14 protein-coding genes are annotated in these 16,348 nt (G+C 69.5%); 1 reads left to right on the top strand and 13 read right to left on the bottom strand.

All coding sequences use genetic code 11. The features are described 5' to 3' along the window. Positions 1 to 35 precede the first annotated feature (35 nt). Positions 36 to 638, top strand: a complete 603-nt coding sequence (locus ACZ60B_RS00615; protein WP_469383020.1) for a Uma2 family endonuclease — start codon at positions 36 to 38, stop codon at positions 636 to 638. Positions 639 to 714: 76 nt separating this feature from the next. Here the strand turns inward: ACZ60B_RS00615 and nuoN are convergent, their stop codons facing one another. The 13 genes from nuoN to ACZ60B_RS00550 are packed head-to-tail and all read right to left on the bottom strand — an operon-like array spanning position 715 to position 16,344. Further along, on the bottom strand, positions 715 to 2,373 hold the full coding sequence (nuoN, locus tag ACZ60B_RS00610) for an NADH-quinone oxidoreductase subunit NuoN (protein WP_469383018.1): 1,659 nt from the start codon (positions 2,371 to 2,373) through the stop codon (positions 715 to 717). After that, positions 2,370 to 3,941, bottom strand: a complete 1,572-nt coding sequence (locus ACZ60B_RS00605) for an NADH-quinone oxidoreductase subunit M (protein ID WP_469383016.1) — start codon at positions 3,939 to 3,941, stop codon at positions 2,370 to 2,372. Before ACZ60B_RS00605 ends, nuoN begins: the two co-directional genes overlap by 4 nt. A 5-nt stretch (positions 3,942 to 3,946) precedes the next feature. Next, complete coding sequence (nuoL, locus tag ACZ60B_RS00600; RefSeq protein ID WP_469383014.1) at positions 3,947 to 5,860, bottom strand: NADH-quinone oxidoreductase subunit L; 1,914 nt, start codon at positions 5,858 to 5,860, stop codon at positions 3,947 to 3,949. A gap of 15 nt (positions 5,861 to 5,875) precedes the next feature. Continuing rightward, a complete protein-coding gene (nuoK, locus tag ACZ60B_RS00595; protein WP_009190046.1) occupies positions 5,876 to 6,175 on the bottom strand; it encodes an NADH-quinone oxidoreductase subunit NuoK in 300 nt (99 codons plus the stop codon). Then, positions 6,172 to 7,014, bottom strand: a complete 843-nt coding sequence (locus ACZ60B_RS00590; protein ID WP_469383012.1) for an NADH-quinone oxidoreductase subunit J — start codon at positions 7,012 to 7,014, stop codon at positions 6,172 to 6,174. Before ACZ60B_RS00590 ends, nuoK begins: the two co-directional genes overlap by 4 nt. Next, positions 7,011 to 7,613 carry an NADH-quinone oxidoreductase subunit NuoI gene (gene nuoI / locus ACZ60B_RS00585; protein ID WP_469383010.1) on the bottom strand — a complete coding sequence of 201 codons (603 nt, stop codon included), beginning with the start codon at positions 7,611 to 7,613 and terminating at the stop codon, positions 7,011 to 7,013. The genes ACZ60B_RS00590 and nuoI overlap by 4 nt, the downstream gene beginning before the upstream one ends. Beyond that, positions 7,606 to 8,991: an NADH-quinone oxidoreductase subunit NuoH gene (gene nuoH / locus ACZ60B_RS00580; RefSeq protein WP_469383009.1), complete on the bottom strand. Its 1,386-nt coding sequence runs from the start codon at positions 8,989 to 8,991 to the stop codon at positions 7,606 to 7,608. Before nuoH ends, nuoI begins: the two co-directional genes overlap by 8 nt. Further along, on the bottom strand, positions 8,988 to 11,492 hold the full coding sequence (locus ACZ60B_RS00575; protein ID WP_469383007.1) for an NADH-quinone oxidoreductase subunit G: 2,505 nt from the start codon (positions 11,490 to 11,492) through the stop codon (positions 8,988 to 8,990). Before ACZ60B_RS00575 ends, nuoH begins: the two co-directional genes overlap by 4 nt. Then, positions 11,489 to 12,835, bottom strand: coding sequence for an NADH-quinone oxidoreductase subunit NuoF (gene nuoF / locus ACZ60B_RS00570; protein ID WP_469383005.1), 1,347 nt, complete (start codon positions 12,833 to 12,835; stop codon positions 11,489 to 11,491). The genes ACZ60B_RS00575 and nuoF overlap by 4 nt, the downstream gene beginning before the upstream one ends. Next, the gene (gene nuoE / locus ACZ60B_RS00565; protein ID WP_469383003.1) at positions 12,835 to 13,707 is read right to left on the bottom strand and encodes an NADH-quinone oxidoreductase subunit NuoE; all 873 of its coding nucleotides are present in this window, start codon (positions 13,705 to 13,707) and stop codon (positions 12,835 to 12,837) included. Before nuoE ends, nuoF begins: the two co-directional genes overlap by 1 nt. Continuing rightward, positions 13,704 to 15,044: an NADH-quinone oxidoreductase subunit D gene (locus tag ACZ60B_RS00560; protein ID WP_469383001.1), complete on the bottom strand. Its 1,341-nt coding sequence runs from the start codon at positions 15,042 to 15,044 to the stop codon at positions 13,704 to 13,706. Before ACZ60B_RS00560 ends, nuoE begins: the two co-directional genes overlap by 4 nt. Continuing rightward, complete coding sequence (locus tag ACZ60B_RS00555) at positions 15,041 to 15,793, bottom strand: NADH-quinone oxidoreductase subunit C (RefSeq protein ID WP_469382999.1); 753 nt, start codon at positions 15,791 to 15,793, stop codon at positions 15,041 to 15,043. The genes ACZ60B_RS00560 and ACZ60B_RS00555 overlap by 4 nt, the downstream gene beginning before the upstream one ends. Continuing rightward, positions 15,790 to 16,344, bottom strand: coding sequence for a NuoB/complex I 20 kDa subunit family protein (locus ACZ60B_RS00550; RefSeq protein ID WP_152885510.1), 555 nt, complete (start codon positions 16,342 to 16,344; stop codon positions 15,790 to 15,792). Before ACZ60B_RS00550 ends, ACZ60B_RS00555 begins: the two co-directional genes overlap by 4 nt. Positions 16,345 to 16,348 lie beyond the last annotated feature (4 nt).

Here is a 16,348-nt window from a genome sequence, read left to right as displayed (position 1 = left end):
TTGCACCGGCGAGACTCCGTCCCATGGGAGCACTGATGAGCGTCGCACCGAAGGCGTCCACGCCCAGCTGGCCGACCCCGCCGGAAGGCGGCTGGACCGCCGACGACCTGGACCGCCTCCCGAATCTTCCTCCGCACACGGAATTGATCGACGGGAGCCTGGTCTTCGTGAGTCCGCAGACCATCTTTCACGAGCGCGCCATCGATTTCCTCAAATGGCAGCTCCAGTCACTGGCGCCTGCGGACCTCGAGGTGTTCCGCGAGTTCACCATCGACCTCGACAGCCAGAACAGGCCGGAGCCGGATGTGGTCGTCGTACGCGAGGACGTGGTCCAGGACACGGACCAGACGCGCTTCCCCGTCGAGTCCGTGGTCCTGGCCGTCGAGGTCGTCTCCGAGGACTCCGTCTCCCGGGACCGCGAGACCAAGCCCCTGAAGTACGCCCGTGCCAAGATCCCCCACTACTGGCGGGTCGAGAACGAGAAGGGCCGCGCCGTGGTGCACGTCTTCGAGCTGGAACCCACCACCGGCACCTACACCAGCACCGGCATCTTCCGCGAACGGCTGAAGACCGACGTCCCGTTCCCGATGGATCTGGACCTGACGAAGATCAAGGCCCGCCGCGACGGCGGCCGGTGACGGACCACCCTTGATCGCGCGGCTGCCCGGCACCCCTCCGCGGGTGCCGGGCAGCCGTGTCTCGCGGTGTCGTGGGTCAGCGCACGAACACCCCCGCCTGGCCGGCCAGGTCCAGGAAGTACTGCGGCGCCACACCGAGGACCAGGGTCACCGCGACGCCGACCGCGATCGCGGTCATCGTCAGCGGCGACGGCACCGCGACCGTCGGACCCTCCGGCTTCGGTTCGCTGAAGAACATCAGCACGATCACCCGGATGTAGAAGAACGCCGCGATCGCCGACGAGATCACACCGACCACGACCAGCGGGGCCGCCCCGCCCTCCGCCGCCGCGCGGAACACCGCGAACTTCCCGGCGAAGCCGGAGGTCAGCGGGATGCCCGCGAAGGCCAGCAGGAACACCGCGAACACGGCCGCCACCAGCGGCGACCTACGGCCGAGACCCGCCCACTTGGACAGGTGCGTCGCCTCGCCGCCCGCGTCGCGGACGAGGGTGACGACCGCGAACGCGCCGATCGTCACGAACGAGTACGCGCCCAGGTAGAAGAGCACCGAGGACACGCCGTCCGGTGTGGTCGCGACGACACCGGCGAGGATGAATCCCGCGTGCGCGATCGAGGAGTACGCCAGCAGCCGCTTGATGTCGGTCTGGGTGATCGCGACGATCGCGCCGCCCAGCATCGTGACGATCGCGACGCCCCACATGACGGGCCGCCAGTCCCAGCGCAGGCCAGGCAGGATGACGTACAGCAGTCGCAGCAGCGCGCCGAAGGCCGCGACCTTGGTCGCCGCCGCCATGAATCCGGTCACCGGTGTCGGGGCGCCCTGGTACACGTCCGGCGTCCACATGTGGAACGGGACCGCGCCCACCTTGAACAGCAGGCCCATGGCGAGCAGCGCGGTGCCGACGAGCAGCAGCGCGTCGTTGCCCATGGTGCCGGCGAGCGCCGGGTCGACGCTGGTGACCCTGCCCTCGACGACCTGCGCGATGGTGGCGTACGACACCGACCCGGCGTACCCGTACAGCAGGGCGATGCCGAAGAGCGTGAACGCGGAGGCGAAGGCGCCGAGCAGGAAGTACTTGACGGCGGCCTCCTGCGACATGAGCCGCTTGCGGCGGGCCAGCGCGCAGAGCAGGTACAGCGGGAGCGAGAAGACCTCCAGGGCCACGAACAGCGTCAGCAGGTCGTTGGCCGAGGGGAAGACCAGCATGCCGGAGACCGCGAAGAGCAGCAGCGGGAAGACCTCGGTGGTGGTGAACCCGGCCTTCACGGCCGCCTTCTCGCTGTCGCTGCCGGGCACGGACGCGGCCTGTGCCGCGAACGAGTCGACCCGGTTGCCGTGCGCCTGCGGGTCGAGGCGGCGTTCGGCGAACGTGAACAGGCCGACCAGGGCGGTCAGCAGGATCGTGCCCTGGAGGAACAGGGACGGTCCGTCGACCGCGATCGCGCCCATCGCCGCGATGTGCGCCTTGGTGGTGCCGTAGCCGCCGGCCGCGAGGGCGATCACCGCGGCGAAGGCGGCGACGAGCGCCACCGCGGACACGAACAGCTGTGCGTGGTAACGGGACTTGCGGGGCACGAACGCCTCGACCAGCACCCCGATGATCGCGGCGCCCACGACGATCAGGGTGGGCGAGAGCTGCCCGTATTCGATCTTCGGCGTTTCGATCTTCGAGATCGGGCCGGCCGCGGTTGCCGCGGTTGTCCACAGGCTGTGGACGGCTGTTGCGCTCACTTGGCCGCCTCCACCTCGGGCTGGGGGTCCTTCTTCTGGACGTCGGACAGGGTCTGCTTGACCGCCGGGTTGACGATGTCCGTGACGGGCTTCGGGTAGACACCCAGGAAGATCAGCAGGACGATCAACGGCGCGACGACCAGGAGTTCGCGGGCCCTGAGGTCCGGCATCGCCTCGACCTCCGTCTTCACCGGGCCCGTCATCGTCCGCTGGTAGAGGACGAGGGTGTAGAGCGCGGCGAGGACGATGCCGAAGGTGGCGATGACGCCGATCGCCGGATAGCGCGCGAACGTGCCGACCAGCACCAGGAACTCGCTGACGAACGGCGCCAGACCCGGCAGGGAGAGGGTCGCCAGACCACCGATCAGGAAGGTGCCCGCGAGGACCGGGGCCACCTTCTGCACGCCGCCGTAGTCGGCGATGAGCCGGGAGCCGCGCCGGGAGATCAGGAAGCCCGCGACCAGCATCAGCGCGGCCGTCGAGATCCCGTGGTTGACCATGTAGAGCGTGGCGCCGGACTGGCCCTGGCTGGTCATCGCGAAGATGCCCATGACGATGAACCCGAAGTGCGAGATCGACGCGTACGCCACCAGCCGCTTGATGTCACGCTGTCCGACGGCGAGCAGCGCCCCGTAGATGATGCTGATCAGCGCCAGTACGAGGATCGCGGGCGTCGCCCACTTCGAGGCCTCCGGGAAGAGCTGGAGGCAGTAGCGGAGCATCGCGAAGGTGCCCACCTTGTCGACCACCGCCGTGATGAGGACGGCGACCGGAGTGGTGGCCTCCCCCATCGCGTTGGGCAGCCAGGTGTGCAGCGGCCACAGCGGGGCCTTCACCGCGAAGGCGAAGAAGAAGCCCAGGAACAGCCAGCGTTCGGTGCTGGTCGCCATGTGCAGCGAGCCGTTCGCCCGCGCCTGCGCGATCTCCTGGAGGCTGAAGTTGCCGGCCACCACGTAGAGGCCGATCACCGCGGCCAGCATGATCAGACCGCCGACCAGGTTGTAGAGGAGGAACTTCACCGCCGCGTACGAGCGTTGCGTGGACGCGGCCGCCTCCCCGTGCTCGTGGGCACGGTCCCCGAAGCCGCCGATGAGGAAGTACATCGGGATCAGCATGGCTTCGAAGAAGACGTAGAAGAGGAAGACGTCGGTGGCCTCGAAGGAGAGGATCACCATCGCCTCGACGGCCAGGATCAGGGCGAAGAAGCCCTGCGTCGGCCGCCAGCGGCGGCTTCCGGTCTCCAGCGGGTCGGCGTCGTGCCAGCCCGCGAGGACGATGAACGGGATCAGCAGGGCGGTCAGCGCGATCAGCGCCACCCCGATGCCGTCCACGCCCAGCTCGTACCTGACCCCGAACTCCTTGATCCAGGCGTGGGACTCGGTGAGCTGGTACCGGTCGCCGCCCGGGTCGAACCGGACCAGGACGACGATCGCCAGAGCGAGGGTGGCGAGCGAGACGAGCAGCGCCAGCGCCTTGGCGACGTTGCGTCGGGCGGCCGGCACGGCGGCCGTGGCGATCGCCCCGACGGCCGGGAGCGTCGCCGTCGCTGTCAGCAGAGGAAAGGACATCGGTATCAGACCGCCCTCATCAGCAGGGTCGCGGCGACGAGGAGTGCCGCACCGCCGAACATCGAGACCGCGTACGACCGCGCGAAGCCGTTCTGCAGCCGGCGCAGCCGTCCGGAGAGCCCGCCGACCGAGGCCGCCGTGCCGTTGACGACGCCGTCGACCAGGGTGTGATCGACGTACACCAGGGAGCGCGTCAGGTGCTCCCCGCCGCGTACGAGGACGACGTGGTTGAAGTCGTCCTGGTAGAGGTCGCGGCGGGCGGCCCGGGTGAGCAGCGACCCGCGCGGGGCGACGACCGGGACCGGGCGCCGTCCGTACCGGGCGTACGCGAGGGCGACGCCGACGACGAGCAGGGCCGTGGTGACCAGGGTGACCGTCATCGGGCTGAGGGGCGAGTCGCCCTCGGCGTGCCCGGTGACGGGTTCCAGCCAGTTCAGGAAGCGGTCGCCGATGCTGAACAGGCCACCCGCGAAGACGGATCCGAAGGCCAGCACGATCATCGGGATCGTCATGGACCTGGGCGACTCGTGCGGGTGCGGCTCGTGGCCGTGCTCGTCGGGCTGCCAGCGCTTCTCGCCGAAGAACGTCATCAGCATCACGCGCGTCATGTAGAACGCGGTGATGGCCGCGCCGAGCAGGGCCGCGCCGCCGAGGATCCAGCCCTCGGTGCCGCCCTTGGCGAAGGCCGCCTCGATGATCTTGTCCTTGGAGAAGAAGCCGGACAGGCCCGGGAAGCCGATGATGGCGAGGTAGCCGAGGCTGAAGGTCGCGAAGGTGATCGGCATGTACTTCCTGAGGTCGCCGTACTTCCGCATGTCGACCTCGTCGTTCATGCCGTGCATGACCGAACCGGCGCCGAGGAACAGTCCGGCCTTGAAGAAGCCGTGGGTGACCAGGTGCATGATCGCGAAGACGTAGCCGATGGGGCCGAGGCCCGCGGCGAGCACCATGTAGCCGATCTGCGACATGGTCGAGCCGGCCAGTGCCTTCTTGATGTCGTCCTTCGCGCAACCGACGATCGCACCGAACAGGAGCGTGACCGCGCCGACGACGGTGACCACGAGCTGTGCGTCGGGGCTGCCGTTGAAGATCGCCGCGGACCGGACGATCAGGTACACGCCCGCGGTCACCATCGTCGCGGCGTGGATGAGGGCCGAGACCGGGGTCGGGCCCTCCATCGCGTCCCCGAGCCAGGACTGCAGCGGCACCTGGGCGGACTTGCCGCAGGCCGCGAGCAGCAGCATCAGGGCGATGGCGGTGAGCTTCCCGCCGGTCGCGTCACCGGCGAGACCGGGGTGCTCGTGGCTGCCGAGCACCGGACCGAAGGCGAAGGTCCCGAAGGTGGTGAACATCAGCATGATGGCGATCGACAGGCCCATGTCGCCGACGCGGTTGACCAGGAAGGCCTTCTTGGCCGCGGTGGCCGCGCTGGGCTTGTGCTGCCAGAAGCCGATGAGGAGGTACGAGGCGAGGCCGACGCCCTCCCAGCCGACGTACAGCAGAAGGTAGTTGTCGGCGAGGACGAGCAGCAGCATCGCCGCGAGGAACAGGTTCAGGTAGCCGAAGAAGCGGCGCCGCCGCTCGTCGTGCTCCATGTACCCGATCGAGTACAGGTGGATCAGCGAGCCGACGCCCGTGATCAGCAGCACGAAGGTCATCGACAGCTGGTCCAGGCGGAAGGCGACGTCCGCCTGGAAGCCCTCGACCGGGATCCAGCTGTACAGGTGCTGGGTCAGCGTCCGGTCCTCGGCGCTCCGGCCGAGCAGGTCGGCGAAGAGGACGACTCCGACGGCGAAGGAGGCGGCCGCCAGGGCGGTGCCGATCCAGTGGCCGACGGCGTCCAGCCGCCGGCCGCCGACCAGCAGGACGGCCGCTCCGAGCAGGGGCGCCGCGATCAGCAGCGCGATCAGGTTCTCCACGATTCTTCCGACCCCTTACAGCTTCATCAGGCTGGCGTCGTCGACCGAGGCCGAGTGGCGGGAACGGAACAGCGACACGATGATCGCCAGGCCCACCACGACCTCCGCGGCGGCGACGACCATCGTGAAGAAGGCGATGATCTGGCCGTCGAGATTGCCGTGCATCCGGGAGAAGACGACGAACGCGAGGTTGCAGGCGTTCAGCATGAGCTCGATGCACATGAAGACCACGATGGCGTTGCGCCGGATCAGTACGCCGGTGGCGCCGATCGTGAACAGCAGGGCCGCGAGATAGAGGTAGTTCACGGGGTTCACTTCGACGCCTCCTCGGTCCGCCGGAAGGTCGCCGGTTCGGCCTCCGTCCGCTCCAGGCGCTCCTCGGCACGCTGCTCCAGCGCACGGAGGTCGTTGAGCGCCTCGGTGGACACGTCACGGATCTGGCCGCGCTCGCGCAGCGTCTTGCTGACCGTGAGCTCGGACGGGGTGCCGTCGGGCAGCAGGCCCGCGATGTCCACGGCGTTGTGCCGGGCGTAGACACCCGGTGCCGGCAGCGGCGGCAGGTGCTTGCCCTCCCGTACCCGCTGTTCGGCCAGTTCGCGCTGCGTCTTCGCGCGCTCGGTGCGCTCGCGGTGGGTGAGCACCATGGCGCCGACGGCGGCGGTGATCAGCAGCGCGCCGGTGATCTCGAAGGCGAAGACGTACTTGGTGAAGAGCAGGGCGGCGAGCCCCTGCACATTGCCGTTCGCGTTGGCCTGTCCCAGGCCGTCGAACTCGGTGAGGGAGGCGTGGGCGATGCCGGCCAGCAGCAGGACGCCGAAGCCCAGACCACTGACGAGGGCCAGCCAGCGCTGGCCCTTGATGGTCTCCTTCAAGGAGTCGGCCGCCGTCACGCCGACGAGCATCACCACGAACAGGAACAGCATCATGATCGCGCCGGTGTAGACGACGATCTGCACGATGCCCAGGAAGTAGGCGCCGTTGGCGAGGTAGAACACCGCCAGGACGATCATGGTCCCGGCCAGGCAGAGCGCGCTGTGCACGGCCTTGCGCATGAAGACGGTGCCCAGGGCCCCGATCAGCGCGACCGAGCCGAGGACCCAGAACTGGAAGGCCTCTCCGGTCGAGGTGGAGTAGGCGGCGAGCTGCGCGCTCATGCCTTCACCTCCTGCTCCCCGGGCTGCTCGCCCTTGGAGACGGCGACCTGGCGCTCCGTGCCGGGAGCGGCCTCGGTGACCAGCCCCCGGTAGTAGTCCTGCTCGTCCATCCCCGGGTAGATGGCGTGCGGGGTGTCGACCATGTCCTCGTCGAGCCCGGCGAGGAGCTGCTCCTTGGTGTAGATGAGGTTCGCGCGGCTGGAGTCGGCCAGCTCGAACTCGTTCGTCATCGTCAGCGCGCGCGTGGGGCACGCCTCGATGCACAGGCCGCACAGGATGCAGCGGGCGTAGTTGATCTGGTAGACGCGGCCGTACCGCTCGCCCGGCGAGTAGCGCTCCTCGTCCGTGTTGTCGGCGCCCTCCACATAGATGGCGTCGGCGGGACAGGCCCAGGCGCACAGCTCACAGCCGACGCACTTCTCCAGGCCGTCCGGATGACGGTTGAGCTGGTGCCGCCCGTGGAAGCGCGGAGCGGTGGTCTTCTGCTGCTCCGGGTACTGCTCGGTCAGCCGCTTCTTGAACATGGCCTTGAAGGTCACACCGAAGCCGGCCACGGGGTTCTGGAAACCGGGTTTGGTCTCCTTGGGCTCCTCAGTCATCGGACGCCTCCTTTCCGTCACGAGATCCGCCGATCGATCCGTCACTCGCAGTATCGGATCCACCACTGACAATCAACTCCCGCTCGCGGTGCGGGCGCCGCCGGGGCACCGGCGGCAGCTCCTGTCCCGGCAGCGGGGGTACGGGGAATCCACCGGCCATCGGGTCGAAGCCGACCGCCTCCTCGGCGGTCCGCCCGGCCGCCTCGGCCTTCTCCGCCTTGTCGCGGAAGAGGTCGGCGACGAAGGACAGCAGCAGCAGGACGAGGACGGCGCCGCCGACGTACAGGGCGATGTCGGCGAAGTCGTAGTGCTCGTTGCGCAGGGTCCGCACGGTCGCCACGAGCATCAGCCAGACGACGGAGACCGGGATGAGGACCTTCCAGCCGAGCTTCATCAGCTGGTCGTAGCGGACCCGGGGCAGCGTGCCGCGCAGCCAGATGAAGCCGAACAGCAGCAGCTGCACCTTCACCACGAACCAGAGCATCGGCCACCAGCCGTGGTTCGCGCCCTCCCAGAAGGTGCTGATGGGCCACGGGGCCCGCCAGCCGCCCAGGAACAGCGTGGTCGACACGGCCGAGACCGTCACCATGTTGACGTACTCGGCGAGCATGAACATCGCGAACTTGATCGAGGAGTACTCGGTGTTGAAGCCGCCGACCAGGTCGCCCTCGGACTCCGGCATGTCGAACGGGGCCCGGTTGGTCTCGCCGATCATCGTGACGATGTAGATCACGAAGGAGACCGGCAGCAGCAGGACGTACCAGCGGTCGTGCTGCTGCTCCACGATCGTCGAGGTCGACATCGAACCCGAGTAGAGGAACACCGAAGCGAACGCGGCGCCCATCGCGATCTCGTACGAGATCATCTGCGCGCAGGAGCGCAGGCCGCCGAGCAGCGGGTAGGTGGATCCGGAGCTCCAGCCCGCCAGCACGATCCCGTAGATGCCGACCGACGCGACCGCGAGCACGTAGAGCATCGCGATCGGCAGGTCGGTGAGCTGCATCGTGGTGCGCGTGCCGAAGATCGAGATCTCGTTGTCGGCCGGGCCGAAGGGGATCACCGCGATGGCCATGAAGGCCGGGATGGCCGCGACGATCGGCGCGAGGACGTAGACCACCTTGTCCGCGCGCTTGACGATGACGTCTTCCTTGAGCATCAGCTTGATGCCGTCGGCGAGCGACTGGAGCATGCCCCAGGGGCCGTGCCGGTTGGGGCCGATGCGCAGCTGCATCCAGGCGACGACCTTGCGCTCCCAGACGATGGAGAACAGCACGGTCACCATCAGGAAGGCGAAGCAGAACACCGCCTTGACGACGACCAGCCACCAGGGGTCGTGGCCGAACATCGAGAGGTCTTCAGCGGCGAGGTACGGACTCATGCCTCCACCTCCTTGGGAGCTTCGGCGGCGAGCGTCGCCGGGCCGATGCGGACGAGGGAGCCGGGCTGCGCCCCGGTGTCGGAGGCGACGCCGCCGCCGGTGGAGTTCAGCGGGAGCCAGACCACCCGGTCGGGCATCTCGGTGACCTCCAGCAGGAGTTCGACCGTTCCGGCGGTACCGGTCACGGCCAGCAGATCTCCGTCCTTGACGCCCGCCTCGGCGGCCGTGGCGGCCGACACACGCGCGCGTGCCGGGTGCCGGGTGCCGGCGAGCGCGTCGTCGCCCTCCTGGAGGACGCCCTGGTCGAGCAGCAGCCGGTGCCCGGCCAGCACGGCCTCACCGGCCGCGGGCCGCGCCAGCACACCCGCGGTCTGCAAGGGGTTCGAGGCCCGCGGCCCGTCCCACGCGCCGATCCGGTCCAGCTCCGCGCGGGCGGTGCGCAGGTCCGGCAGGCCCAGGTGGACGTCCATGGCGTCGGCGAGCATGTGGAGCACGCGCGCGTCGCCGGGAGCCAGCCGGCGCGTGAGCTGATCGGGCTTGAGCGCGGCCTCGAAGGAGCGGACCCTGCCCTCCCAGTTGAGGAAGCTGCCCGCCTTCTCGGCGACCGCAGCCACCGGGAACACCACGTCCGCGTGGACGGTGACCTCGCTGGGCCGCAGCTCCAGCGACACCAGGAAGCCGACCGAGGCGAGCGCCTCACGCGCGCGTGCCGGGTCGGGCAGGTCGGCGACCTCCACGCCCGCCACCACCAGCGCCTGGAGCTCTCCTCGGGCGGCGGCCTCGACGATCTGCCCGGTGTCACGGCCGAAGCGGTGCGGAAGCTCGGCGACGCCCCAGGCGGCCGCGACCTCCTCACGCGCGCGCGGGTCGGTGGCCGGGCGCCCGCCCGGCAGCAGGGTCGGCAGCGCACCCGCCTCGACCGCGCCGCGCTCGCCCGCCCGGCGCGGGATCCAGACCAGCTTCGCGCCGGTCACCCCGGCGGCCCGGACGGCCGCGGTCAGCCCGCCCGCGACCGAGGCCAGCCGCTCGCCGACGACGATCACCGCGCCCTCGGTGCGCAGCGCCTCGGCGGCGACGGTGCCGCCCTCCTCCAGACCCACGCCGCTCGCCAGCGCGTCCAGCCACTCGGTCTCGGTCCCGGGAGCCGCCGGCAGCAGCGTGCCGCCCGCCTTCTCCAGACCGCGGGTGGCGTACGTCGCCAGGGCGTACACCTTCTGCTTGTGCGTCCGCCAGGCCTTGCGCAGCCGCAGGAAGACGCCGGGGGCCTCCTCCTCGGACTCGAACCCGACCAGCAGGACGGCGGGCGCCTTCTCCAGGGACGTGTACGTGACACCCGTACCGTCGAGGTCACGGCCGCGTCCGGCGACCCGCGCGGCCAGGAAGTCGGCCTCCTCGCCGCTGTGCACGCGCGCGCGGAAGTCGATGTCGTTGGTGTCGAGCGCCACGCGCGCGAACTTGCTGTAGGCGTAGGCGTCCTCGACGGTGAGGCGGCCGCCGGTCAGGACGCCGGCCCGGGAACGGGCCGCGGCCAGCCCCTGGGCCGCCGCCTCCAGCGCCTCCGGCCAGGACGCGGGCTCCAGAACACCCGCGGCGTTGCGCACCAGCGGCGTCTCGATCCGGTCCCGTGTCTGCGCGTACCGGAACGCGAAGCGCCCCTTGTCGCACATCCACTCCTCGTTGACCTCCGGGTCGGGGGCCGCGAGGCGCCGCATGACCTTGCCGCGCCGGTGGTCGGTGCGGGTCGCGCAGCCGCCGGAGCAGTGCTCGCACACGGAGTGCGAGGAGACCAGGTCGAAGGGGCGGGAACGGAACCGGTACGCCGCCGAGGTCAGCGCCCCGACCGGGCAGATCTGGATGGTGTTCCCGGAGAAGTACGACTCGAACGGGTCGCCCTCGCCGGTGCCGACCTGCTGGAGCGCACCCCGTTCGACCAGCTCGATCATCGGGTCGCCGGCGATCTGGTTGGAGAAGCGGGTGCAGCGCGCGCACAGCACGCACCGCTCGCGGTCGAGCAGCACCTGTGTGGAGATCGGGACCGGCTTCTCGTACGTGCGCTTGCGGCCCTCGAAGCGGGACTCGGCGTTGCCGTGCGACATCGCCTGGTTCTGCAGGGGGCACTCGCCGCCCTTGTCGCAGACCGGGCAGTCCAGCGGGTGGTTGATGAGGAGCAGCTCCATCACACCCTGCTGGGCCTTCTCGGCGGCGGGCGAGGTGAGGTGGGTCTTCACCACCATCCCGTCCGTGCACGTGATCGTGCAGGACGCCATCGGCTTGCGCTGGCCCTCGACCTCGACGATGCACTGCCGGCAGGCGCCGGCCGGATCGAGGAGGGGATGGTCGCAGAAGCGCGGGATCTCGACGCCGAGCTGTTCGGCGGCCCGGATGACCAGGGTGCCCTTGGGCACGCTGATCTCCACGCCGTCGATGGTCAGCGAGACGAGGTCCTCCGGCGGGACCGCCGCCTCTCCCCCTCCGGAGGGAGCGCTGGTGGTCACAGTCATGCGTTCACCTCCGTGCGGTCGGCCCAGGCCGTCGACCTGGCCGGGTCGAAGGGGCAGCCGCGGCCCGTGATGTGCTGCTCGTACTCCGCGCGGAAGTACTTCAGCGAGGAGAAGATCGGCGAGGCGGCGCCGTCGCCGAGGGCGCAGAACGACTTGCCGTTGATGTTGTCGGCGATGTCGTTCAGCTTGTCGAGGTCGGACATCACGCCCTTGCCGGCCTCGATGTCGCGCAGCAACTGCACCAGCCAGTAGGTGCCTTCGCGGCACGGCGTGCACTTGCCGCAGGACTCGTGGGCGTAGAACTCGGTCCAGCGCGTCACGGCGCGCACGACACAGGTCGTCTCGTCGAAGCACTGGAGAGCTTTGGTGCCGAGCATGGAACCCGCGGCGCCCACTCCTTCGTAATCAAGGGGGACGTCGAGGTGCTCGTCGGTGAACATCGGCGTCGAGGAACCGCCGGGCGTCCAGAACTTCAGCCGGTGCCCCGGGCGCATCCCGCCGCTCATCTCCAGGAGCTGCCGCAGCGTGATGCCGAGCGGGGCCTCGTACTGGCCGGGGCTGGCGACATGGCCGCTGAGCGAGTAGAGCGTGAAGCCCGGGGACTTCTCGCTGCCCATCGACCTGAACCAGTCCTTGCCCCGTTGCAGGATCGCGGGAACCGACGCGATCGACTCGACGTTGTTCACCACAGTCGGGCACGCGTAGAGGCCCGCGACCGCGGGGAAGGGGGGACGCAGCCGCGGCTGACCACGGCGGCCTTCGAGCGAGTCGAGCAGTGCGGTCTCCTCACCGCAGATGTACGCGCCGGCGCCCGCGTGCACGGTGAGTTCGAGGTCGAGTCCGCTGCCCAGGACGTTCTCGCCGAGGTAGCCGGCCGCGTAGGCCTCGCGCACGGCCTCGTGCAACCGCCGCAGCACCGGGACGACCTCACCACGCAGATAGATGAAGGCATGCGACGACCTGATGGCGTAGCACGCGATCACGATGCCCTCGATGAGGCTGTGCGGGTTCGCGAAGAGGAGCGGGATGTCCTTGCAGGTCCCCGGCTCCGATTCGTCGGCGTTGACAACCAGATAGTGCGGTTTCCCATCGCCCTGGGGAATGAACTGCCACTTCATTCCCGTCGGGAATCCCGCGCCGCCGCGTCCGCGCAGACCGGAGTCCTTGACGTACGCGATCAGGTCGTCCGGCGACATCGCGAGCGCCTTGCGGAGCCCCTCGTATCCCTCGTGCCTCCGGTAGACGTCCAGCGTCCAGGACCGGTCCTCGTCCCAGAAGGCCGACAGCACGGGTGCGAGCAGCTTCTCGGGGCTGGTGTCTTTCAGCTCGGGTGCCAAGGTCATCACTCCCCCTCCTCGGCGGCGGGCCCTGCCGGGTGGGCCGGGTCGGAGGCCGATGTGGCCTGCGGCGCGTCGTGCGAGCTCAGGTGCTCGGTGGGCGAGGGCTCGTGCACGACCCTGTCCCGCGGCTCGTCGTGCGGACCGCCGTCGCGCGGATGGACCACGCGCGCGGGTGCGGCCTCTCCCCTGGCCAGGCGGAGGCCCACCAGCGACGCGGGTCCCGCACTGCCGCCGGCCTCGACGGCCCCCTCCCGCTCGTCGGGGAAGCCCGCCAGGATCCGCGCGGTCTCCTTGAAGGTGCACAGCGGCGCCCCGCGCGTGGGCTCGACCGGCCGTCCCGCGCGCAGGTCGTCGACGAGACGCTTGGCGCTGCCCGGGGTCTGGTTGTCGAAGAACTCCCAGTTGACCATCACGACCGGCGCGAAGTCGCAGGCCGCGTTGCACTCGATGTGCTCCAGGGTGACCTTGCCGTCCTCGGTGGTCCCGCCGTTGCCGACGCCCAGGTGCTCCTGGAGGGTCTCGAAGATCGCGTCGCCGCCCATCACCGCGCACAGCGTGTTGGTGCAGACGCCCACCTGGTAGTCGCCGCTCGGCCTGCGCCGGTACATCGTGTAGAAGGTCGCGACCGCGGTGACCTCGGCGGTGGTCAGGTCCAGCACGTCCGCGCAGAACCGCATCCCGGTGCGTGTGACGTGTCCTTCCTCCGACTGCACGAGATGCAGCAACGGCAGAAGGGCCGACCGGGAGTCCGGGTAGCGCGCGATGATCTCGCGGGCGTCGGCCTCCAGCCGGGCTCGGACGTCGTCCGGGTAGCCGGGCGCGGGCAGTTCGGGCATGCCCAGGCTGACGCCGCGCTCCGAAGAACTGGTGGTCACCGGTCGACGCCTCCCATCACGGGGTCGATGGACGCGACGGCGACGATGACGTCGGCGACCTGGCCGCCCTCGCACATCGCCGCCATGGCCTGAAGGTTGGTGAAGGACGGGTCCCGGAAGTGGACCCGGTAGGGGCGGGTGCCGCCGTCGGACACGACATGCACCCCGAGCTCTCCCTTGGGCGACTCGACCGCCGCGTACGCCTGTCCCGGCGGTACCCGGAAGCCCTCGGTGACCAGCTTGAAGTGGTGGATCAGGGCCTCCATGGAGGTGCCCATGATCTTCTTGATGTGGTCGAGGGAGTTGCCCAGTCCGTCCGGTCCCAGGGCGAGCTGGGCGGGCCAGGCGATCTTCTTGTCGGCGACCATGACCGGGCCGGGCTGGAGCCGGTCCAGGCACTGCTCGACGATCGCGAGCGACTGGCGCATCTCCTCCAGCCGGACCAGGAAGCGGCCGTAGGCGTCGCAGGAGTCGGCGGTCGGGATCTCGAAGTCGTACGTCTCGTAGTCGCAGTACGGCTGCGCCTTGCGCAGGTCGTGCGGCAGGCCGGTGGAGCGCAGGATCGGGCCGGTGGCGCCGAGGGCCATGCAGCCGGCCAGGTCGAGATAGCCGATGTCCTGCATACGGGCCTTGAAGATGGGGTTCCCGGTGGCGAGCTTGTCGTACTCCGGGAGGTTCTTCCTCATCTTCTTCACGAACTCGCGGATCTGGTCCACCGCGCCGGGCGGCAGGTCCTGGGCGAGTCCGCCGGGGCGGATGTACGCGTGGTTCATCCGCAGGCCCGTGATGAGCTCGTAGATGTCGAGAATCATTTCACGATCACGGAATCCGTAGATCATGATCGTGGTGGCGCCGAGCTCCATGCCTCCGGTGGCGATGCACACCAGGTGGGAGGACAACCGGTTCAGCTCCATCAGGAGCACCCGGATGATCTTGGCGCGCTCGGTGATCTGGTCCTCGATGCCGAGGAGCTTCTCGACGCCGAGACAGTAGGCGGTCTCGTTGAAGAAGGACGTCAGGTAGTCCATGCGCGTCACGAAGGTGGTGCCCTGCGTCCACGTCCGGAACTCGAGGTTCTTCTCGATGCCGGTGTGCAGGTAGCCGATGCCGCAGCGGGCCTCGGTGACCGTCTCGCCGTCGATCTCCAGGATCAGGCGAAGCACTCCATGGGTGGACGGGTGCTGAGGACCCATGTTGACGACGATGCGTTCGTCGTCGGCGCGGGCCGCGGACTGGACGACCTCGTCCCAGTCGCCACCGGTGACCGTATATACGGTGCCCTCGGTGGTCTCGCGCGCCGAGGCGGCCGACGCCGCGGATGCTGACTGCGTGCTCACGAGTACGACCTCCGCTGGTCCGGAGCCGGGATCTGGGCGCCCTTGTACTCGACGGGGATGCCGCCGAGGGGGTAGTCCTTGCGCTGCGGGTGGCCCTGCCAGTCGTCCGGCATCATGATCCGCGTCAGGGCCGGGTGACCGTCGAAGACGATCCCGAAGAAGTCGTAGGCCTCGCGCTCGTGCCAGTCGTTCGTCGGATAGACGGGGACCAGGGTCGGGATGCGCGGGTCGCTGTCCGGGGCGCTGACCTCGAGGCGGATCAGCCTGTTGTGGGTGATCGAGCGCAGGTGGTAGACGGCGTGCAGCTCACGGCCCTTGTCGCTCGGGTAGTGCACCCCGCTCACACCGGTGCAGAGCTCGAAGCGCAGGGCCGGGTCGTCGCGCAGGGTGCGGGCGACCCGCACCAGGTGCTCGCGCTCGATGTGGAAGGTCAGTTCGCCGCGGTCGACGATCGTCTTCTCGATCGCGTTCCCGGCGAGCAGCCCCTGCTCCTCCAGCGCGCCCTCGAGTTCGTCGGCGACCTCGTCGAACCAGCCGCCGTAGGGGCGGCTCGCCGGACCCGGGAGCCGGACCGAGCGGACCAGACCGCCGTACCCGCTGGTGTCGCCGCCGTTGTCGGCGCCGAACATGCCGCGCTGCACGCGGATCTGCTCACCGCCCTGACCGCGCTGGCCGGGGAGGTTGTCGGCGGCCAGGTCCTTGTCGGGGTTCACCCCGTCGGCGCCGCCGTGGCCGTTGGCGTCGCTCATCGCAGCAGCCCCTTCATCTCGATCGTGGGCAGGGCCTTGAGCGCCGCTTCCTCCGCCTCCCGGGCCGCTTCCCGCGCGTTCACGCCGAGCTTGGAGGTCTGGATCTTCTGGTGCAGCTTGAGGATCGCGTCCATCAGCATCTCGGGCCGCGGCGGACAGCCGGGCAGATAGATGTCGACGGGGACGATGTGATCGACGCCCTGGACGATCGCGTAGTTGTTGAACATGCCGCCGGAGGAGGCGCAGACCCCCATGGAGATGACCCACTTGGGGTTCGGCATCTGGTCGTAGACCTGCCGCAGCACCGGCGCCATCTTCTGGCTCACCCGGCCGGCGACGATCATCAGGTCCGCCTGGCGCGGAGAGCCCCGGAAGACCTCCATGCCGAAGCGCGCCAGGTCGTACCGTCCGGCACCGGTGGTCATCATCTCGATGGCGCAGCAGGCCAGGCCGAACGTGGCGGGGAAGACGGACGCCTTGCGCACCCAGCCCGCGGCCTGCTCGACGGTGGTCAGCAGGAAACCGCTCGGCAGCTTTTCTTCGAGTCCCATGTCC

Source organism: Streptomyces sp. NPDC104096 (assembly GCF_055584385.1).
The sequence above is the reverse complement of the archived record's forward strand: the minus strand, read 5'-3'. Positions and strand labels throughout refer to the sequence as shown.